Here is an 18,953-nt window from a genome sequence, read left to right as displayed (position 1 = left end):
CGAGACGCTACTGGAGTCCCGCCGCGTCCATTCCGCGCAGTTCCTTCTTCAGATCCGAGATCTCGTCGCGCAGGCGTGCGGCGAGTTCGAACTGCAGGTCGCGGGCGGCCTGCATCATCTGGTCGGTCAGCTGCTGCACCAGGTCCGCGAGTTCGGCGCGCGGCATGGACTTCACATCCTCGCCCTCGTACACGCCGGAGCTTACGGCACGGCCGGCTTCGCCCTGGGCGCGCCGGCCACGGGAGGCGTTGCGACCGGATCCTGCGACCTCGACGGAGTCGTCGGCTTCCTCGTAGACCTGGTCGAGGATGTCGGCGATCTTCTTGCGCAGCGGCTGCGGGTCGATGCCGTGTTCGGTGTTGTAGGCGACCTGCTTCTCGCGGCGCCGCTCGGTCTCCTCGATGGCACGGGCCATCGAATCCGTGATCTTGTCGGCGTACATGTGGACCTCGCCCGAGACGTTGCGGGCGGCGCGGCCGATGGTCTGGATGAGGCTGGTGGTGCTGCGCAGGAACCCTTCCTTGTCGGCGTCGAGGATCGCGACGAGCGACACCTCGGGCAGGTCGAGACCTTCACGCAGCAGGTTGATGCCGATGAGCACGTCGTACTCGCCGAGACGCAACTGGCGCAGCAGTTCGACACGGCGGAGCGTGTCGATGTCCGAGTGCAGATATCGGACCCGGATACCGAGTTCGAGCAGGTAGTCGGTGAGGTCCTCGGCCATCTTCTTCGTCAGCGTGGTCACCAGGACGCGCTCGTCGCGGTCGGCGCGTTCCCGGATTTCGTGGACCAGGTCGTCGATCTGCCCCTTGGTCGGTTTGACGACCACCTTCGGATCGACCAGGCCCGTGGGGCGGATGACCTGTTCGACGAACTCCCCGCCGGCCTGCCCCAGCTCGTACGGTCCGGGCGTGGCGGACAGGTAGACGGTCTGTCCGATGCGCTGGGTGAACTCCTCCCAGGTCAGTGGCCGGTTGTCGACGGCCGAGGGCAGCCGGAAGCCGAACTCGACGAGGTTGCGCTTACGCGACATGTCGCCCTCGTACATCGCGCCGATCTGCGGGACGGTGACATGCGATTCGTCGATGACGAGCAGGAAGTCCTCAGGGAAGTAGTCGATGAGGGTCGCGGGCGCGGATCCGGCGGCGCGGCCGTCGATGTGCCGCGAGTAGTTCTCGATGCCGGAACAGAAGCCGACCTGCCGGATCATCTCGATGTCGTATTGGGTGCGCATCCGCAGCCGCTGCGCCTCGAGCAGCTTGCCGCGGTTCTCGAGATCAGCGAGGCGTTCCTCGAGTTCGGCTTCGATGTCGCGTACCGCGCGTTCCATTCGTTCGGGACCGGCCACATAGTGGGTGGCCGGGAAGATCCGCAGCGAATCGACCTTGCGGATCACGTCTCCGGTGAGCGGATGCAGGTAGTAGAGGGCGTCGATCTCGTCGCCGAAGAACTCGATGCGCACGGCCAGTTCCTCGTACGCGGGGATGATGTCGACAGTGTCGCCCTTGACGCGGAACGAGCCGCGGGTGAACGCCACGTCGTTGCGGTCGTACTGCACGTCCACGAGCAACCGGAGCAGCGCGTCGCGGGGCACCTCGACACCGACCTCGAGCTGGATCGAGCGGTCCAGGTAGGACTGCGGGGTACCGAGGCCGTAGATGCAGGACACGGACGCGACGACCACGACATCGCGGCGGGACAGCAGCGCGGAGGTCGCGGAGTGCCGGAGGCGTTCGACGTCGTCGTTGATCGACGAGTCCTTCTCGATGTAGGTGTCGGTCTGCGCGATGTACGCCTCGGGCTGGTAATAGTCGTAATACGAGACGAAGTATTCGACGGCGTTGTGCGGCAACATTTCCCGCAGCTCGTTGGCGAGCTGGGCCGCGAGAGTCTTGTTCGGCGCCATCACCAGGGTGGGACGCTGCACCCGTTCGATGAGCCAGGCGGTGGTCGCCGACTTGCCGGTGCCGGTGGCGCCGAGCAGGACCACGTCCTTCTCCCCCGCCGTCAGCCGACGCTCGAGCTCGTCGATGGCCGCCGGCTGGTCGCCGGCGGGCTGATGGTCGCTGACCACCTCGAACCGGGCCTCGGTCCGTTCGATGTCCCCGACGGGCCGGAACTCGGAGTGCGCGACGACCGGATGCTCACTTGCGAAGGCCATGCAGACCAGGGTAGGCGGTGCCACCGACAAGACGGTGCCGGACCATCGGCAGTAGCGTTCCTCTCATGTCCGCCGCGAAGCTGCACCACGTGAAGACCGAGACGTTCGACGTCGCCGCCCGCACCAACACCGACCCGAAGGGCTTCGTGCGTCCCGTCGACGAGTACCGGGTCGAACCGTGGGGCCTGTACATGGCGAGGCCGGCGGATCACCCGCAGTTCGGCTATCTCGAATCGTGGCTGCTGCCGGAGCCGGGACTGCGCGTGTCGATCTTCCATTTCCGGCCCGGTTTCGAACGCGACCAGGACCGCTACGTCGACGTGGGCAGCTTCCAGGTCGACGGATCGGTCTGGCATTCGCGCGATCACTACCTGGATCTGGTGGTGCGGACGGGGCGGGGCACCACGGTCGAGGACGTCGACGAGTTGTTCGCCGGCGTCGCCGCGGGGCTGCTCGAGCCGGAGGATGCCGAGCGGGCCGTCCACATCGCGCTGGCCGCGGTCGACGGCATCGCCGCGCACGGGTACGACCTGGACGCCTGGCTGTCCGCGCTCGGAATGCCCCTCTCCTGGCGGTGAGCGATTCGCAGCATCCGCTGGGGGCTAGGCGGACCAGCCGGTTGCTTCGGCCCACTCCCACGCCCGGTGGTAGGCGTGATCGAACCAGGGCGTCTTGGCCTCGTCGTAGGCCGCCTCCGCCGCCTCCGGATCGGACAGCCCGGCCGCAGCCTGTTCGGCGGCACGCTTGACCCCCGAGTACTCGGCGGCAGCCTCCGCATCGGCGCGAAGCCAGTCCCGCACCAGCAACGCGAACTGCTGGCCCGGCCACCCGTCCACCCGCACATGGACGTGCACGGGCCGGCCGGGGTCGGCGCCGCCGTGCAGGCGCATCTCCCACACAGCGGGATCGGTTTCGCCACCGGCACCGTAGATCGGCTTCGGGTCCTCCTGCTCGACGTGGGCGATACGCGGGAACCCGGCCGCAGCGAGCGGTTCGGCCAGGCGGTCCGCGGCGGCGAGATCGGGCACGGTGATCTGCAGATCGAGAACGTCGACCGCGTCGAGACCGGGAACCGCGGTCGAACCGATGTGGTCGATGCGCAGCGCGGCACCCCCCGCGACGAGGGCCAGACGTGCGATCAGCCGCTGGGCCTGCTGCGGCCAGTCCTCGCGGGCCGGTGTCAGGTCCGGTCCGACCCGTACCGGGGTGCGGGTGCGCAGGTTCTGCTCGAACGGGACCAATCGCTCGGACCACAGCGACCGGACGGCTTGCACCAGCGCTGCCTCGTCACCGTTGTTGTCGAGCCACACGTCCGCGACGGCGCGGCGCTCGTCGTCTCGGGCCTGCGCGGCGATGCGGGCGCGGGCGTCCGCCTCCGGCATGCCGCGCAGTTCGACGAGCCGGCGGATTCGTTCGTTCTCGTCGGTGTGCACGATGGCGACGAGATGGAACATCGCCGCCATATCCCCCTCGACGAGCAGCGGAATGTCTTGCACCACAATCCCGTCCACGGGGGCCGAGGCGACGAGTTCGGCGGTGCGCTGCCCCACTCTCGGGTGAGTGATGGCGTTGAGGACCGCGCGCGCCTCGTCGGTCGCGAAGGCCTTGGCGGCCAGCGCGGGGCGGTCGAGCGACCCGTCCGGCAGCAGGATGTCTTCGCCGAAGGCGTCGACGAGTTCGGCGAGCCCCTCGGTGCCGGGCGCGACGATCTCACGGGCGATGGCGTCGGCGTCGACGAGCACCGCCCCCTGCGCGACGAGTTCCTTCGACACGGTCGACTTCCCCGCACCGATTCCTCCGGTCAACCCCAATCTCAGCACGCCGACAGTCTCGCATCATCGCCGCGGTCCCGGAAATTCGACCGGCCGAAGGGAATCTCGATTCGGAGCACCGCCCAGGGGGGCGTCGCTACCGCCAGGGACACGAGGATGCCGACCTCTCGGATCCACGGGCGCTCCCGCGGCGGAACCATTGCGCTGTACCACCCTCGCGGGTCGGGAGAGACGGGCACTACGGGCACCGGACCGGACCGAAAGCCGGTCTGCCCTTCCCGCAGGGACCCGAGGGTATCGATCCGTCCTCCGGCGTGCCTGGCTTCCGACTCGAGCCGGCTGGTGCGAGTGATGAGTTGGCGTCCGACTGTCGTTCCGGCTACCTGCGCCGCGGATGGAATTGTTCCGGGACCGTCGGCCTCGAACGAGCCGGCGAGCTGCACTGTGCCCTCGTAGAGCGAGGTCGACGTTGAATACGCGCGCCAACCATCACCGCGCAGCAGCATCGGGTAGGTCCCGGGGTGGATCTGTCCGTACGGGTCGGTCCATTCCGACAACCTGCCGCCGTTCAGCTGTTCGACCCGAGCCACGACATCGTTCGTGTACTCCGGGTGCATCCGCGGCTCGGCCTGGTCGAACCCGAACCGCGTATTCGACACGGTCACGGACCTGCGGAATGTCGACGATCCCGTCCATGATCAACTCTTCGGGCACGATGATCCGCAACGTCGTGACCGCCCCATCCTGCCGCTTCCCGGGAAGAGAGCCGCTCGATCAGGTCAGCGGAGACCGAACGCCGAGCGGCCGATGGCGGTGCCCCCGCTCATCCCGTGTGGCCGCGTAGCAACTCCTGGAACGGCGTCACCGTGGTGCGCAGTGCAAGTCCGGATGTGCGGGGGCTGTCGGTTGCTGTGGGTGCGAATCCCCCGACCCCGGCCGGCGCCGCGACGACGAGCGCCGCGAGTTCGTCCGCGGCCCGCCGGATCCGGCCGCCGAGTGCGCTGCCGCCGAAGTCCTCGGTCGCGGCGTACACGCCGGTGGGCACGACCACCGCACGGAGGAATGCGAACAGGGGCCGCATCGCGTGATCGAGCACGAGGGAGTGCCGTGAGGACCCGCCGGTCGCGGCGACGATCGTCGGCATGCCGCCCAGCGCGTCGGTGTCCACGGCATCGAAGAACATCTTGAACAGACCGCTGTAGCTTCCCGTGAACACGGGCGTGACGGCGATGAGCCCGTCGGCGCTCGACAGGCGTTCGCGGGCCTGCACCAGCGCGGGCGTGGGCAGGCCGCCGACGGTCATGGCGGTGGCGAGGTCCGTCGCCAGGTCCCGCAGCTCGATCGCATCGATGTCGGCGGCCTCGCCGCGGGCGGTCACCGCGGTACCGACCGCATCGGAGATGCGGTCGGCGAGCAGACGCGTCGACGACGGCTGCGACAGGCCGGCGGTGACGACGGCGATACGGCGGGTCATCGATCCCCCGCCGCCGCCGCGGCCAGATCGACCTGTGCCGGCACCACGAGACGGTGCGGCGAGTCCGGGCCCTGCGCCGCCAGCGAGAGGTGCGTGGGCGGATCGGACGGCACGTGCGCGGGACGCCGGCGTTCGAATTCGGTGCGCAGCACCGGCACGACCTCGCGGCCGAGGATCTCGATCTGTTCGAGGACGACATCGAGCGGCAAGCCCGCGTGGTCCATCAGGAAGAGCTGACGCTGGTAGTCGCCGGCGTAGTCCGCGAAGCCGAGGGTGCGCTCGATGACCTGCTCGGGCGTGCCGACGGTCAGCGGTGTCATCGTGGAGAAGTCTTCGAGCGACGGGCCGTGACCGTAGACGGGGGCGTTGTCGAAGTACGGCCGGAACCGGCGGACGGCTTCCTTCTCGGTGGTATCCATGAAGACCTGGCCGCCGAGTCCGACGATGGCCTGGTCGGCGGCGCCGTGGCCGTACTGTTCGAACCGGGTGCGGTACAAGGCGATCATCTGCTGAGTGTGTTCTCTGTTCCAGAAGATGTTGTTGTGGAAGAAGCCGTCGCCGTAGAACGCGGCCTGTTCGGCGATCTCCGGGGAGCGGATCGAGCCGTGCCAGACGAACGGCGGGGTGTCGTCGAGGGGCATCGGCGTCGAGGTGTACCCGCGCAGCGGCGTGCGGAACTTGCCTTCCCAATCGACGACGGGTTCGCGCCAGAGACGACGAAGCAGATGGTAGTTCTCGATCGCGAGCGGGATGCCCTGCCGGATGTCCTTGCCGAACCACGGGTAGACCGGGCCGGTGTTGCCGCGGCCCAGCATCAGGTCGACGCGGCCCTCGGACAGATGCTGCAGCATCGCGAAGTCCTCGGCGATCTTGGCCGGATCGTTCGTGGTGATGAGCGTCGTCGCGGTCGACAGCTGCAGCGTCGAGGTCCTCGCGGCGATCCAGCCGAGCATCGTGGTCGGCGAGGACGGCACGAACGGCGGGTTGTGATGTTCACCGGTCGCGAAGACGTCGAGTCCGGCCTCCTCGGCGGCGAGAGCGATCCTCGTCATCGCGGTGATGCGTTCGTGCTCGCTGGGTGTGTGGCCCGTCGTGGGGTCACGCGTCACGTCGCCGATGGTGAAGATGCCGAACTGCACTGCCGTACCTCCGTCATATAATTGAACTATCAACTATCTGAACGCCGCGGCCCGTCCCGGGTATTCCTCGGCGCGTGACCTCGGCGCCGGAACCGGCGAGTCACACTGCGATCACAGCGTGATCACAGCCAGATCGCAACTCGACTCCGGAGCGAAACACACCCTCCGACCTGCGAGGGAATGACGGGAATCGACCGACTCGTCGGCTATCGTTCGTAACCGAACCGTCCGACCACGGATTCCGTATCACCCCGACCCCGAGAAGGCAGGCTATGCAATCGTCTCAACCGCTGCCCGGTCGGCATCGTCTCGGCATGGAGAACGGTGTGCACTGCATCCTCATCCCCGAGGTTGCCGCCGCTCTCGCCGCGCACCGTCGCAACTGGTTCACCATGCTGCTCACCAGCGCCCGACACAGTCAGGCCGCGATCCGCAAACGTGCTGCGTCGCTCCCCGCCCAGTGGGCCACGCCCGCCGTCAGCTGATCCGGCGGGGCATCCCCGAAACACGACGCCGCGGCCCGTAGTCCTCGCGCAAGGACTGCGGGCCGCGGCGTTTTCGGATCTCGGGCTCCTCGGCCCGACGAACGCGAGCGGCCCCGCACCGTAGTGGGTGCGGGGCCGCTCGAAGCAATCAGATGTCAGGCGTTGCCCGACAGCTTCTCGCGCAGCGCAGCGAGCTGCGCATCGCTGGCCAGCGAACCACCGGCCGACTCGGACGCAGCCTCGGCGCCGGACTCGGACGAGTAGTTGCTCGAGGAGACGCCGGCCTCGGCCTCGGCGGCCTCGTCGGCAGCCATCTTCTCGATCTGCGCGGTGTGCATCTTGTGACGACGCTCGGCCTCCGCGTAGCGGGACTCCCACTCCTCACGCTGCTTCTCGAAGCCCTCGAGCCATTCGTTGGTCTCGGGATCGAAGCCCTCGGGGAAGATGTAGTTGCCCTGCTCGTCGTAGCTGTCGGCCATGCCGTACTTCGACGGGTCGAACTCGGCGGTGTAGTCCTCGTTGGCCTGCTTCAGCGACAGCGAGATGCGGCGACGCTCCAGGTCGATGTCGATGACCTTGACCATCGCGTCGTCGCCGACGGACACGACCTGGTCCGGGACCTCCACGTGGCGCTCGGCCAGCTCGGAGATGTGGACCAGACCCTCGATGCCCTCTTCGACGCGGACGAACGCGCCGAACGGAACGAGCTTGGTGACCTTGCCCGGCACGATCTGGCCGATCGCGTGAGTGCGGGCGAACTGACGCCACGGGTCTTCCTGGGTGGCCTTGAGCGACAGGGAGACACGCTCGCGGTCCAGATCGACGTCGAGAACCTCGACGGTGACCTCGTTGCCGACCTCGACGACCTCGGACGGGTGGTCGATGTGCTTCCAGGACAGCTCGGAGACGTGCACCAGGCCGTCGACACCGCCGAGATCGACGAACGCGCCGAAGTTGACGATGGAGGACACGAAGCCCTTGCGGACCTGGCCCTTCTGGAGCTGGTGCAGGAACTCGCTGCGGACCTCGGACTGGGTCTGCTCGAGCCATGCGCGGCGCGACAGAACGACGTTGTTGCGGTTCTTGTCGAGCTCGATGATCTTGGCCTCGATCTCCTTGCCGACATACGGCTGGAGGTCGCGGACGCGACGCATCTCGACGAGCGACGCGGGCAGGAAGCCACGCAGGCCGATGTCGAGGATCAGGCCGCCCTTGACGACCTCGATGACGGTGCCCTTGACGGCCTCGTCCTTCTCCTTGAGCTCCTCGATCGTGCCCCAGGCGCGCTCGTACTGCGCACGCTTCTTGGACAGGATCAGGCGGCCTTCCTTGTCCTCCTTGGTGAGGACCAGGGCCTCGACCTCATCGCCCACCGAAACGACCTCGTTGGGGTCGACATCGTGCTTGATGGAGAGCTCGCGGGACGGGATGACGCCTTCGGTCTTGTAGCCGATGTCGAGCAGCACCTCGTCGCGGTCGACCTTGACGATGGTGCCTTCGACGATGTCGCCATCGTTGAAGTACTTGATCGTGGCGTCGATGGCGGCGAGGAAATCCTCGGCGGAGCCGATGTCGTTGACGGCTACCTGCGGCGAGGTGACGGTGGTGGAGGCCATGTGTTGAGTTGCTCCGGACGGGTTGATAGTCGGTTGGTCAAAGTTCGGTCGGACAGACGGATCGCACACCGATGTGAACGACACGCAGATTCCGCCGCGGGCGCCGCCGATCGGGCCATGAAGATCGAACAGCGGACACTCGCGTGGTCAAGGCTACGCGCACGGGCGCTACCCCGGCAAACCCGGCCGTCGGCACGGCGCCGCCACCGTGCTGTACCACCGGCCGGCCATCGGGCCGTCAGTGGAGGATTCCCGTGCCCCGTCAGCCGAGGGGCGGCCGCCCGCTGCTCGAGCATCAGTGTCATCAGTCCAGCCTCCCGGCTCTGCTCCTGCATCGTGCTGCGCGAACTGCGCGACCGCCCCGTCGGTGAGCCGCTCGACGGCGGCACGATCGAATCCCCCCGCCCGGGACGAATGTCCGGATCGAGACGAAAGTGCGCTCTGCACCACTCCAGGACGTCAACGTTGCCCAGCTCACACCTCCGGCGTCACGGTGTCCACACTGGACTCGAGGTCGCTTCACCGCAGTCCTACGCTGTAGTTCATGCCCGAGACCGTTTCCCCGTTCGACGACCGCCACGCGACCGCGAATGCCCTGCTCGGCACGTCGAAGGCGGGCCGCGCGCGAGTGGGTTCGCGCGAGAGCGAACGTGCGAGCCGGGCGTGGTGGGATGCCGATGCCGAGGACTATCACCGCACCCACGGCGAGTTCCTCGGCGTGGATTCCGCGGCCGGCGAGTTCGTGTGGTGCCCGGAGGGGTTGCACGAGGGTGATGTGCGCCTGCTCGGGGAGGTCGTAGGCAAGGATGTGCTCGAGATCGGGTGCGGTTCGGCGCCGTGCGCGCGCTGGCTGGCCGGGCAGGGCGCCCGGGCGGTCGGGCTGGATGTCTCGATCGGGATGTTGGCGCGGGGCGTGGCGGCGATGGAGCGGGGTGGGCCGCGGGTCCCCCTCGTGCAGGCCGGCGCCGAGGATCTGCCGTTCCCGGACAACAGTTTCGACGTGGTGTGTTCGGCGTTCGGCGCGGTCCCGTTCGTGGCGGATTCGGCGCGGGTGATGCGCGAGGTCGCGCGGGTGTTACGGCCGGGCGGCCGGTGGGTGTTCGCGGTGAATCATCCGATGCGGTGGATCTTCCCGGACGATCCGGGCGAGCGCGGGCTGGTGGCGATGTTCCCGTATTTCGATCGCACGCCGTACGTGGAGGTCGACGACGACGGCGTGCCGACCTATGTCGAGCATCACCGCACGGTCGGCGATCGGCTCCGCGAACTCGTGGCGGCCGGGCTCGAGGTCTACGACATCGTCGAGCCGGAGTGGCCCGAGCATCTGGATCGCGAGTGGGGTCAGTGGAGTCCGCTGCGCGGCGAGATCTTCCCGGGTACCGCAATCTTCTGCAGCCGCAAGCCGGCGTGAGCCACCTCCGGATCTACGGCGCGCACAGACGCAATGTGCCCACCACTTCCGCGGGATTCAATCGATCCGCCGACATCAAGGCCCGATTCGGCCGATCGCAGCGATCGCCTGTCAGGCCGTTTCCCCGGCCTGAAAGAACCACCGTCACAACAGCTTCGACAGGAAGGCCTGGGTGCGTTCATGCTGTGGGTTGGCCAGCAGCGCACGCGGAGCACCGGCTTCAACGACGACCCCGCCGTCCATGAACACCAGTTGATCGGCGACCTCCCGCGCGAATCCCATCTCGTGGGTGACCACGATCATGGTCATGCCGCCCGCGGCGAGGTTCTGCATCACCGACAGCACCTCCCCCACCAGTTCGGGGTCCAGCGCCGATGTCGGTTCGTCGAACAGCATCAGTTTCGGTTCCATCGCCAGTGCCCGCGCGATCGCCACCCGCTGCTGCTGACCCCCGGACAGCTGGGCCGGATACGCGTCGGCCTTGTCGGCCAGACCGACCCGGTCGAGCAGGTCGCGGGCCCGTTCGGTGGCCTCGCTGCGGCGCGCCTTCTTCACCAAGACCGGAGCTTCGACGACGTTGGCCAACGCTGTCCGGTGCGGAAACAAGTTGAAGTGCTGGAACACCATGCCGATGTCGCGACGCTGCTTGGCCGCCTCCCGCGGGTGCAGCTCATGCAGTTTACCGCCGCGCTCGGCATAGCCTACGAGACTGCCGTCGACGTACAGACGACCGGCGTCGACCCGCTCGAGGTGGTTGATGCACCGCAAGAACGTGGACTTGCCGGACCCGGACGGACCGATCAGGCACGCCACCTGCCCGCGCTCGACCTCGAGCGAGATGCCCTCGAGCACGTGGACCGCGCCGAAGCTCTTGCAGACCCGATCGGCCAGGACCATGGGCGTCACTGCGCTTCACCTCCGGGTGCGTCGCCGCCCCCGCGACCGGGCGGTAGCGGTTTGCCCTGCGCGTCGGCGAGGGCCTGCAACTGGCGGGCGGTGAGCCGGCGGCTCAGGCCCTTCGAGTAGTGCCGTTCGAGGAAGTACTGGCCGACCATGAGGACGCTGGTGATCGCCAGATACCAAGTGGCAGCGACGAGCAGCAGCGGGATGGGCTGGAAGTTGGCGCCCGAGATGTCGCGGGCCCGGCCGTAGAGTTCCAGTGTGTACGGCACGGCCGCGACCAGCGAGGTGGTCTTGAGCATGCTGATGAGCTCGTTGCCGGTGGGCGGGATGATCACGCGCATCGCCTGCGGCAGGATCGTGCGGCGCATGGTCTGCGACCACGACATGCCCAGGGCCGTCGAGGCCTCGGTCTGGCCTTCCGGGACGGAACCGATTCCGGCGCGGATGATCTCGGCCATGTAAGCGGCTTCGTTCAGGCCCAGGCCGATGACCGCGAACAGGAATGCGGCGTTGATGCCCTGCAGGTCGATGTGCACGAACTGGTGCACGAACGGGATGCCCAGATCCAGCTGCTTGTAGATGGCCGGGAACAGACCCCAGAACACCAACTGCACATACACCGGGGTGCCGCGGAAGATCCACAGGTACACCCATGAGACGGTCCGCAGCACCGGGTTCGGCGACAGCCGCATCACGGCCAGCACGACCCCCAGGAGCACCGCGATGATCATGGCGAGCACGGTGAGCTGGATCGTCTTCCATGCCGCAGCAGTGATGCGCCGGTCGAACAGGTACTGCGCGTAAATGTCCCAGCGGTATGCGTCGTTGGTGGCTGCCCCCCACAGGAACAGCGCCACCAGCACGGCGACGACGACACCCGCGATCCACCGTCCGGGCCGGCGCAGCGGCACCGCCTCGATCGGGGCCGGTTCGGTCCCGGCCGCCGGGCCGCTCACGGAGCTCGACTGCTCGCTCATCGGACCCCCTTCGTCAGCTCGGCGCAGCGTTGATCTGCGCGGTGTCGATGATTCCGTCTTCCATGCCCCACCGCTGCGCGATCTGCGCGTACACACCGGAATCGATCAGCTCCTGCATCGCTTGCCGCAGGACCGGCCCCAGCGGGGAACCCTTCGCGACGACCCAGCCGTAGGGGGCGGCGTCGAACACCTCGCCGGCGGGTTCGAGGCGTCCCTCGCTGCGTTCGATGGCGTACGCGGTGACGGGCGAGTCCGCGGACAGCGCGTCGACCCGGCCCAGGATGAGCGCGTTGGTCGCCTCGTCCTGGCTGTCGTACTTGACCTTGTCGATGGGTGGCTGGCCCGCGGCCACGCACGCGTCGCTCTTGGCGGGCACCTCGTCGATGTCCTCGTAGGTGGTGGTCTGCACCGCGACCCGCAGACCGCACGCGTTGTTCGGGTCGACGTCCTCGCCGACACGCTGGGCCCACCGCACCCCGGCGCTGAAATAGGTGACGAAGTCGACGGACTGCTCACGTTCCTTGGTGTCGGTGAACGACGACGATCCCATGTCGAACGTTCCGGACTGCACGGCCGGGATGATCCGGTCGAAGTCCGCCTCGTTGTAGACCATCGTCACGCCGAGCACGTCGCCGAGGGCGTCGACCAGTTCCACGGCGAACCCGACGATGGTGCCGTCGTCGTCCTTGAATTCGTTGGGCGCGTAGGGCACGTTCACCCCGACCCGCATCTGTCCGGACGCGGCGATCGGTGCGGGCAGTTGCGCGGCGATCGCGTCGACCTTCCCGGCCCGGATCGGGTCACCGGGCGGCACCGTCGATTCCGTGTTGGTCACGCATCCGGTCGCCGTGGCGAGCACCAGCGCGATCGCGGGAACCCACCCGGCCGCGCGCCGCCGACGACGGCGGGCGACCGGTTCCGGTCCGGCTGGTTGATTCACAGTCGAACAGTAACCGCACGTTGTCCCGGTGTCCCGGAATGTGAGGTCCCGACACGCACCGCCCGGGATGCACCCGGTCGCCCGACGGCCGTCACCGCAGGCGGGTGCGGGCGATGACGATCTCGGTGAACTCCGCGGTCGAGGCCTGCCCGCCCAGATCGGCGGTCGCGACCCCGGAGGCGATGGTCGCCTCGACGGCGTGTTCGATGCGCTGGGCGGCGCGCCGTAGGTAGGGGCGGTCGGCGGTGGTGGCGATCCGGTCGAGCAGCATCGCCGCCGACAGGAACAGTGCCGTCGGGTTGGCGCGGTTGCGGCCCGCGATGTCGGGGGCGGCGCCGTGCGCGGCCTGCGCCATCGCCTTGTCCGTCGACGCGTTGATCGATCCGGCGGTGCCCAGGGAGCCGGCCAGCTCTCCGGCGAGGTCCGAGAGGATGTCGCCGAACATGTTCTCGGTGACGACGACGTCGTAGTCGCCGCCGCGCCGCACCAGGTGCGCCGCCATGGCATCGACGTGTTCGTCGTCGACCGCGATGCCGGGGTAGTGGGCGCCGACCTCGCGGCACACGTCCAGGAACAGACCGGTGGTCATGGTCAGCACGTTCGCCTTGTGCACGATGGTCACGCGTCTGCGGCGGCGGGCGGCGAGCCCGAACGCGATGTGCGCGATGCGTTCGCACGCGGCGCGGGTGACGACCCCGACCGCGAGCGCAACGTCGGGGGTGGGCATGAACTCGCCCGTGCCGAGCGCCATGTTCCGGTCCGCGTACAGGCCTTCGGAGTTCTCGCGCACGATGATCAGATCCATGTGCGGCACGACCGCGCGCACGCCGGGCAGTGTCTTCGCGGGCCGGATGTTCGCGTACAGGTCGAATTGTTTGCGGATGCGGCCGCCGGGGGTCAGTTCGCTGCGGAACGGTTCGGGATAGGACGCGTTGTCGTGCGGGCCGAGGATCCACGCGTCGAGGTCGGCGAGGGCGTCGAGGGTGGATTCCGGGATCGGGGTGCCGTGGGTGGCGATCGCGTCCGCACCGAGCGGCAGCGGCACCCAGTCGATCGCCGGTCCCCCGGACGCGGCGACCGCAGCATCGACGACGTGGCGGGTGGCGGGCACGATCTCGTGACCGATGCCGTCACCGACGAGCAGGCCGATGCGGTGGCCCGAAGAGGTGGACGGGGCGGTCGTTGCGGAGGAGTCGGTCACCGCGTAATGATTGCGCACCATGGTGCAGTCCGTGGAACTGCTGCTCGACGATCGGCTCGACGAAGCGGTGCGCGCCGAGTGGGATCGGCTGCTCGGGGCCGGGATCAACAGTGCCGCGCGCGTACGCAGCGACACGAACCGACCGCACATCACGCTCGCGGTCGCGGCGTCGATCCCGCCCGGGATCGAAGGGCTGATGCGGGAGCGGATCGACGGGTCGCCGATCGCGGTACGGCTCGGTGGCATCGTGGTCTTCGGCGACCGGCATGCGACCCTGGCGCGGTTGGTGGTGCCGACCACCGAACTGCTCGCCCTGCACCGCGAGGTTTTCACGCTGCTCGAGCAGTCTCCGGGGATTCCCCCGCACATCCGGCCCGGTGAGTGGACGCCGCACGTCACGTTGGCGCGGCGGGTGCCGTCGGGCCGGATCGGCGCGGCGATCGTCGCGACGCACGCGGCGAGACACGACCTGGACGGGACGTCCGCGGGGATCCGCCGGTGGGACGGCCAGACGAAGCGGGAGTGGCGGGTGGTGTGACCGTCCCTCACACTCAGAACCGGTAGTGGCCGAATTGACTTGTGTCACTGTGGGTGTCGGGAGTGAGGTCGGCCAGCGACAGTGCCGTGAGGACGGCGAGGACGGCGGCGAAAACGAGCAGGGCGGTCATGGCTCCAGCGTCCGCCGCACCACCTCCCACCGACAGTGGCAGACATGACAGTTTTGCTCGTTTTTCTGCCAGCACGGTGGCACACTGGCAGACATGTTGCAGACCGTGGTGGTGCCACTGCTCCCCCGCGTGGAGGTGTTCGAGCTCGGCGTCGCGTGCGAGGTGTTCGGATTCGACCGGTCCGACGACGGCCTGCCGACCTACGACTTCACGCTGGTCCGGGGAACACCACAACCGGTCACCACCCGGTTCGGCTACACCATCGACGTCCCGTACGACCTGGATCTCCTCGATTCCGCGGACCTGATCATCGTCCCCGCCGGCGGCACCACCGTCGCTTCCACCCGCGACCCGAGCGACGTCGGCGACGACGGCTGCGACCTGGAGCCGCTGTTCGCGAAGTTGCGGGCCGCGGTCGCGCGCGGCGCGCGCGTGGCCAGCATGTGCACGGGCGCGTTCACCCTGGCCGCGGCCGGTCTGCTCGACGGCCGCCCCTGCACCACGCACTGGAAGCACGCCGCTCGATTGGCCGAGATGTACCCGGCGGCCAGGGTCGACCCCGACGTGCTCTACGTCGACGACGGCGCGGTGCTCACCAGCGCCGGTACCGCCGCCGGTATCGACCTGTGCCTGCACATCGTGCGGACGGAACAGGGCGCCGACGTCGCGAACACGATCGCCCGGCGCATGGTGGTGCCGCCGCACCGCGACGGCGGGCAGGCCCAGTACGTCGCGATGCCGCTACCCGCCTGCAAATCCGACACCCTCGCCCCGCTTCTCGATTGGATGACCGAGAATCTGGACCGGGAGTTGCCGGTGGCGGCGCTCGCGGAGAAGGCCCACATGTCGGCGCGCACGTTCGCACGCCGGTTCAGCGCCGAGACCGGCACCACCCCGGCGCGGTGGCTGCGCGACCAGCGGGTGCACGCCGCGCAGCAATTGCTCGAGAACACCGACCTGCCCGTCGACGTGATCGCCGACCGCGTCGGATTCGGCACCGCCGCGGTGCTGCGGCAACATTTCCTGCGGGTGCGGCACACCACCCCGCAGGCGTATCGGCGCACGTTCCGCGCGGCACCGGTGCCGGTCTTCTGAACGGGGCCGGGCGGCGTCGGGAAGAATCGGACGCGGCCGGGCGTTGAAGCGGCCGGAGCATCCGACCGAAAGGAACACCGTGGCTACCCAGACCCTCACACAGCAGAACTTCGACGAGGTCGTCACCGGCAACGACGTCGTCCTCATCGACTTCTGGGCCTCGTGGTGCGGTCCGTGCCGGCAGTTCGCGCCGACCTACGAGGCATCGTCGGAGCAGCATCCCGACGTGGTGCACGGCAAGGTCGACACCGAGGCCGAGCAGGCGATCGCCGCCGCCGCGAACATCCGCTCGATCCCGACGATCATGGCGTTCCGCGAGGGTGTGCTGGTGTTCAACCAGGCAGGCGCCCTGCCCCCGGCCGCGCTCGAGGATCTGGTGACCCAGGTCAAGGCCCTTGACATGGACGAGGTGCGCAAGCAGATCGCCGAACAGAGCCCCGAGGCCTGACCGCGAGAGCCCACCCGGGCACGAAACAGCCGCGCGCTGCTTCACGCGCGCGGCTGTCTTTCCCTTCGGCGGACGTCGTGCTACGACCGCAGCTGCTGCCGCACCCGCGCGGCTTCACGGACGAGATGGTCGCGTTCCGGAACGCTGGTGGCCGCGTGGGCGGCGGCCGCGTACAGCTCGGCGGCGGCGACGAGATCACCGGCGCGTTCGTGCAGGTACGCGGCCACCGCGGTGTGCCGGGGCAGGCCGGGATCGACGGCGGCCAACGCAGCCAACCCCGCCTGCGGTCCGTCCGCCTCCCCCACGGCGACGGCCCAGTTCAGCCGCACGACGGGACTGTCGGTGAGGCGGAGTAGCTCGTCGTACCACTCGACGATCTGCACCCAGTCCGTTTCGGCGGCGCAGCGGGCGTCCGCGTGGAGAGCGGCGATCGCGGCCTGCGCCTGATATTCACCGAGCCGGTCCCGGGCCAACGCGGCCTGTAGGACCGCGACCCCCTCCGCGATCAGCGCGGTGTCCCAGCGCGACCGGTCCTGTTCGGCGAGCGGAATCAGTCCGCCGCCCGGACCGGTGCGCGACGCGCGACGCGCATGATGCAGCAGCATCAGCGCGAGCAGTCCCGCGACCTCGGGGTCGTCGGCGAGCGCGACGAGTTGGCGGGTCAACCGGATCGCTTCGGCCGCCAGATCGACGTCGCCGCCGTATCCCTCGTTGAAGACCAGGTAGAGCACCCGCAGCACGGTGGCGACGTCCCCGGGCCGATCGAGCGCCAGCCCCGCGAGTTTCCGCTTGGCCCGGCTGATCCGTTGGGCCATGGTCGTTTCGGGGACGAGATACGCCGCGGCGATCTGCCGGGTGGTCAGGCCCCCGACCGCGCGCAACGTCAGCGCGACCGCCGACGCCGGCGGCAGGGTCGGATGCGCGCACAGGAAGTACAGGTGCAGCGTGTCGTCGATGGCGGGGACCTCGCCGGCGACCGGCGCGGCGTCGACGGCGACTTCCCTTCCCCGCCGAGACGCGTCGGCGCGGACCGTGTCGAGATACTTGCGCCACGCGGCGGTGACGAGCCACCCTTTCGGGTCGCGCGGCGGGTCCTCCGGCCAGGTCTCCAGCGCGCGGACCAGCGCTTCCTGCACCGCGTCCTCGGCCGACGCGAAATCCGCTCCGCGCCGGACGAGGACGCCGATCACCGCGGGCACCAGCTCCCGCAGCACGGCGTCGTTCACTCGGTCACCGTGGGCGGCTCGGTGAGGAACGGCCGCAGCTCGAGCCACTCGCGGATCGGTGTGCCGCCGGGACCGGGTGCGGCCGACAGTTCCCCGGCCAGCTCGAGTGCGCGGTCCCAGCTTTCGACGTCGATGACCATCCACCCGGCGATGAGATCCTTCGTCTCGGCGAACGGACCGTCGGTCACCGGTGGGCGGCCCTGCCCGTCGGACCGCACGAAGGTTCCCTCGGGAGCCAGGGCCTGGGCGTCGACGAACTCTCCGGTCTCCTGCAGGCGGGCTGCGAACTCGTTCATGTAGCGGATGTGCTCGTCGACCTCCTCGGGCGCCCATCGGTCCATCGGCTCGTAGTCGACGACGGGGGTCGGTCCGCCTCGGTAGTGCTTGAGCAGCAGGTACTTCATGGTGGTCCTCCTCGGTCACGCGACCCCTGTCGGCCGCTCGTACCCCTGGGACGGAGCCGGCGTCGAGTTCTCGACACCCGCTCCAGCCTGCCGGGTGCCGCCGAGGATGGCGAGGGATCGGCACGGTGGAACAGATCGCCCGAACCGGCGACAGCGGTGCGCGCGTCCGGCCGCGCGGCTGTCTTCCGCGGCGGCGGAACGCGTGTCGCCCGTCAGGATTCGGCAGGACGCGGCTGGGCCAGGATGGCCGACCCGACCCAGCGGCGCAGGTAGCGCCGCATCTCGTCGTCGCTGCGCGGCGGGTGACCCGGTGAGACGAAGAACGACTGCATCGTGCGCAGTAGGTATTCGACGAGTTCGTGGAGCGATGTGTCGTCGTATCCGTAACTCTCCCAATCGACATCGAAGCGCCGGATCATCGTCATACCGAACAGCTGCGCCTCGTCGGAGGTCATGCGGTCGGGGACGGCGTTCGAGTACGAGTTGGACAGCAGGATGCCCAGGTGCGGTGTGCGCCGGACCTCGGCGAGCGTGTAGAGCACGCCTTCGGTCATCGCGTCGGCCGGGTCCTCGATGCCGCGGACCTGATCGGTGAGGCGGTCGAGGAATCCGGCGACGGACGCGATCGCGGCGGCCTGCATCAGCGCATCGGCGCTGGGAAAGTAGCGGTACACCGTCTGGCGGATGACGCCGAGCGCCTCGGCGACGTCGGCGATGCCGATGGCCGCTCCTGTGCGTCCGATCAGGTCGACGGCGGCGGCGACGATCCGGTCGGATGCTTCCTCGTCGCTGGCCGGGGGTCTGCCACCCCACCCACGCCTACCTGCCACTGACTGCTTCCTCGGTCGAGCGAGTCCGGGGATCGACGTGCTTCGAGGAGCGTGCGCCGGACCATGCGGACGGGGTGTCGACGGTAACACGGAAACCGTTCCGGCTGGGTTCGCGGAAGACCCCGAAAGTGATCATACAAACTCTCGGATCTGTGTATGATCTGGATCACCGCGTGCCTCGGCATGTCCGCACGAGCCCGCAC

19 protein-coding genes are annotated in these 18,953 nt (G+C 68.7%); 6 read left to right on the top strand and 13 right to left on the bottom strand.

Annotation, left to right across the window (positions count from 1 at the left end; genetic code table 11):
* Window positions 1–7 precede the first annotated feature (7 nt).
* The gene (gene uvrB / locus RZ1_RS15445) at window positions 8–2,161 is read right to left on the bottom strand and encodes an excinuclease ABC subunit UvrB (protein WP_072813172.1); all 2,154 of its coding nucleotides are present in this window, start codon (window positions 2,159–2,161) and stop codon (window positions 8–10) included.
* A 65-nt stretch (window positions 2,162–2,226) separates the two neighbouring features.
* Here uvrB and RZ1_RS15440 point away from each other — a divergent pair, with 65 nt between their 5' ends.
* A complete protein-coding gene (locus tag RZ1_RS15440; protein WP_072813171.1) occupies window positions 2,227–2,739 on the top strand; it encodes a ribonuclease FAU-1 family protein in 513 nt (170 codons plus the stop codon).
* 24 nt (window positions 2,740–2,763) lie between these two features.
* On the opposite strand, the gene coaE is transcribed toward RZ1_RS15440, so the two are convergent.
* The 4 genes from coaE to RZ1_RS15420 form a co-directional block, all read right to left on the bottom strand.
* Window positions 2,764–3,981, bottom strand: a complete 1,218-nt coding sequence (gene coaE, locus RZ1_RS15435) for a dephospho-CoA kinase (RefSeq protein WP_174565208.1) — start codon at window positions 3,979–3,981, stop codon at window positions 2,764–2,766.
* Window positions 3,975–4,598, bottom strand: a complete 624-nt coding sequence (locus tag RZ1_RS15430; RefSeq protein WP_072813167.1) for a hypothetical protein — start codon at window positions 4,596–4,598, stop codon at window positions 3,975–3,977. Before RZ1_RS15430 ends, coaE begins: the two co-directional genes overlap by 7 nt.
* A gap of 158 nt (window positions 4,599–4,756) precedes the next feature.
* On the bottom strand, window positions 4,757–5,407 hold the full coding sequence (locus tag RZ1_RS15425) for a CE1759 family FMN reductase (RefSeq protein WP_072813165.1): 651 nt from the start codon (window positions 5,405–5,407) through the stop codon (window positions 4,757–4,759).
* Window positions 5,404–6,546, bottom strand: coding sequence for an LLM class flavin-dependent oxidoreductase (locus tag RZ1_RS15420; RefSeq protein WP_072813164.1), 1,143 nt, complete (start codon window positions 6,544–6,546; stop codon window positions 5,404–5,406). The genes RZ1_RS15425 and RZ1_RS15420 overlap by 4 nt, the downstream gene beginning before the upstream one ends.
* A gap of 272 nt (window positions 6,547–6,818) precedes the next feature.
* Here RZ1_RS15420 and RZ1_RS15415 point away from each other — a divergent pair, with 272 nt between their 5' ends.
* Window positions 6,819–7,031: a hypothetical protein gene (locus tag RZ1_RS15415; protein WP_072813163.1), complete on the top strand. Its 213-nt coding sequence runs from the start codon at window positions 6,819–6,821 to the stop codon at window positions 7,029–7,031.
* Window positions 7,032–7,186: 155 nt separating this feature from the next.
* Here RZ1_RS15415 and rpsA read toward each other — a convergent pair whose 3' ends face one another.
* Window positions 7,187–8,647: a 30S ribosomal protein S1 gene (gene rpsA, locus RZ1_RS15410; protein ID WP_072813161.1), complete on the bottom strand. Its 1,461-nt coding sequence runs from the start codon at window positions 8,645–8,647 to the stop codon at window positions 7,187–7,189.
* A 544-nt stretch (window positions 8,648–9,191) separates the two neighbouring features.
* Between rpsA and RZ1_RS15405 the strand changes: the two genes are divergently transcribed.
* The gene (locus tag RZ1_RS15405; protein WP_072813160.1) at window positions 9,192–10,058 is read left to right on the top strand and encodes a class I SAM-dependent methyltransferase; all 867 of its coding nucleotides are present in this window, start codon (window positions 9,192–9,194) and stop codon (window positions 10,056–10,058) included.
* Window positions 10,059–10,202: 144 nt separating this feature from the next.
* Here RZ1_RS15405 and RZ1_RS15400 read toward each other — a convergent pair whose 3' ends face one another.
* The 4 genes from RZ1_RS15400 to RZ1_RS15385 form a co-directional block, all read right to left on the bottom strand.
* Window positions 10,203–10,964: an amino acid ABC transporter ATP-binding protein gene (locus RZ1_RS15400; protein ID WP_072813158.1), complete on the bottom strand. Its 762-nt coding sequence runs from the start codon at window positions 10,962–10,964 to the stop codon at window positions 10,203–10,205.
* Window positions 10,961–11,938 (bottom strand): amino acid ABC transporter permease, encoded by a 978-nt coding sequence (locus RZ1_RS15395; RefSeq protein WP_072813156.1) that lies wholly within the window; start codon window positions 11,936–11,938, stop codon window positions 10,961–10,963. The genes RZ1_RS15400 and RZ1_RS15395 overlap by 4 nt, the downstream gene beginning before the upstream one ends.
* Window positions 11,939–11,951: 13 nt before the next feature.
* Complete coding sequence (locus tag RZ1_RS15390; protein ID WP_072813222.1) at window positions 11,952–12,806, bottom strand: ABC transporter substrate-binding protein; 855 nt, start codon at window positions 12,804–12,806, stop codon at window positions 11,952–11,954.
* Between the two features lie 163 nt (window positions 12,807–12,969).
* On the bottom strand, window positions 12,970–14,100 hold the full coding sequence (locus tag RZ1_RS15385; RefSeq protein ID WP_139281856.1) for an isocitrate/isopropylmalate dehydrogenase family protein: 1,131 nt from the start codon (window positions 14,098–14,100) through the stop codon (window positions 12,970–12,972).
* Between RZ1_RS15385 and RZ1_RS15380 the strand changes: the two genes are divergently transcribed.
* The 3 genes from RZ1_RS15380 (at window position 14,099) to trxA (ending at window position 16,290) form a co-directional block, all read left to right on the top strand.
* Window positions 14,099–14,617 (top strand): 2'-5' RNA ligase family protein, encoded by a 519-nt coding sequence (locus RZ1_RS15380; RefSeq protein ID WP_072813155.1) that lies wholly within the window; start codon window positions 14,099–14,101, stop codon window positions 14,615–14,617. The two genes, RZ1_RS15385 and RZ1_RS15380, sit on opposite strands and share 2 nt — an antisense overlap.
* A gap of 223 nt (window positions 14,618–14,840) precedes the next feature.
* Entirely contained in the window at window positions 14,841–15,842 is a 1,002-nt protein-coding gene (locus RZ1_RS15370) for a GlxA family transcriptional regulator (RefSeq protein WP_072813151.1), read from the top strand.
* 79 nt (window positions 15,843–15,921) lie between these two features.
* Window positions 15,922–16,290, top strand: a complete 369-nt coding sequence (gene trxA, locus RZ1_RS15365) for a thioredoxin (RefSeq protein WP_072813150.1) — start codon at window positions 15,922–15,924, stop codon at window positions 16,288–16,290.
* A gap of 80 nt (window positions 16,291–16,370) precedes the next feature.
* Here trxA and RZ1_RS15360 read toward each other — a convergent pair whose 3' ends face one another.
* From RZ1_RS15360 to RZ1_RS15350, 3 genes are all read right to left on the bottom strand, one after another.
* Complete coding sequence (locus RZ1_RS15360) at window positions 16,371–17,516, bottom strand: RNA polymerase sigma factor (RefSeq protein ID WP_072813148.1); 1,146 nt, start codon at window positions 17,514–17,516, stop codon at window positions 16,371–16,373.
* Window positions 17,513–17,920, bottom strand: coding sequence for a YciI family protein (locus RZ1_RS15355; RefSeq protein WP_072813147.1), 408 nt, complete (start codon window positions 17,918–17,920; stop codon window positions 17,513–17,515). Before RZ1_RS15355 ends, RZ1_RS15360 begins: the two co-directional genes overlap by 4 nt.
* Before the next feature lie 212 nt (window positions 17,921–18,132).
* Window positions 18,133–18,750 carry a TetR/AcrR family transcriptional regulator gene (locus tag RZ1_RS15350; RefSeq protein ID WP_072813145.1) on the bottom strand — a complete coding sequence of 206 codons (618 nt, stop codon included), beginning with the start codon at window positions 18,748–18,750 and terminating at the stop codon, window positions 18,133–18,135.
* Window positions 18,751–18,953 lie beyond the last annotated feature (203 nt).

The organism is Rhodococcus zopfii NBRC 100606 = JCM 9919, from assembly GCF_001895025.1.
Lineage (GTDB): Bacteria > Actinomycetota > Actinomycetes > Mycobacteriales > Mycobacteriaceae > Rhodococcus > Rhodococcus zopfii.
This window is presented reverse-complemented; position numbering and strand designations above follow the sequence as displayed.

What these genes read in the sequence shown, in the direction of transcription:
- RZ1_RS15380 (WP_072813155.1), top strand. Translation starts at nt 14,099, where the DNA reads ATGGTGCAGTCCGTGGAACTGCTGCTCGACGATCGGCTCGACGAAGCG.
- RZ1_RS15425 (WP_072813165.1), bottom strand. Translation starts at nt 5,407, where the DNA reads ATGACCCGCCGTATCGCCGTCGTCACCGCCGGCCTGTCGCAGCCGTCG.
- RZ1_RS15355 (WP_072813147.1), bottom strand. Translation starts at nt 17,920, where the DNA reads ATGAAGTACCTGCTGCTCAAGCACTACCGAGGCGGACCGACCCCCGTC.
- rpsA (WP_072813161.1), bottom strand. Translation starts at nt 8,647, where the DNA reads ATGGCCTCCACCACCGTCACCTCGCCGCAGGTAGCCGTCAACGACATC.
- RZ1_RS15440 (WP_072813171.1), top strand. Translation starts at nt 2,227, where the DNA reads ATGTCCGCCGCGAAGCTGCACCACGTGAAGACCGAGACGTTCGACGTC.
- RZ1_RS15395 (WP_072813156.1), bottom strand. Translation starts at nt 11,938, where the DNA reads ATGAGCGAGCAGTCGAGCTCCGTGAGCGGCCCGGCGGCCGGGACCGAA.
- RZ1_RS15405 (WP_072813160.1), top strand. Translation starts at nt 9,192, where the DNA reads ATGCCCGAGACCGTTTCCCCGTTCGACGACCGCCACGCGACCGCGAAT.
- RZ1_RS15385 (WP_139281856.1), bottom strand. Translation starts at nt 14,100, where the DNA reads ATGGTGCGCAATCATTACGCGGTGACCGACTCCTCCGCAACGACCGCC.
- RZ1_RS15370 (WP_072813151.1), top strand. Translation starts at nt 14,841, where the DNA reads ATGTTGCAGACCGTGGTGGTGCCACTGCTCCCCCGCGTGGAGGTGTTC.
- RZ1_RS15415 (WP_072813163.1), top strand. Translation starts at nt 6,819, where the DNA reads ATGCAATCGTCTCAACCGCTGCCCGGTCGGCATCGTCTCGGCATGGAG.
- uvrB (WP_072813172.1), bottom strand. Translation starts at nt 2,161, where the DNA reads ATGGCCTTCGCAAGTGAGCATCCGGTCGTCGCGCACTCCGAGTTCCGG.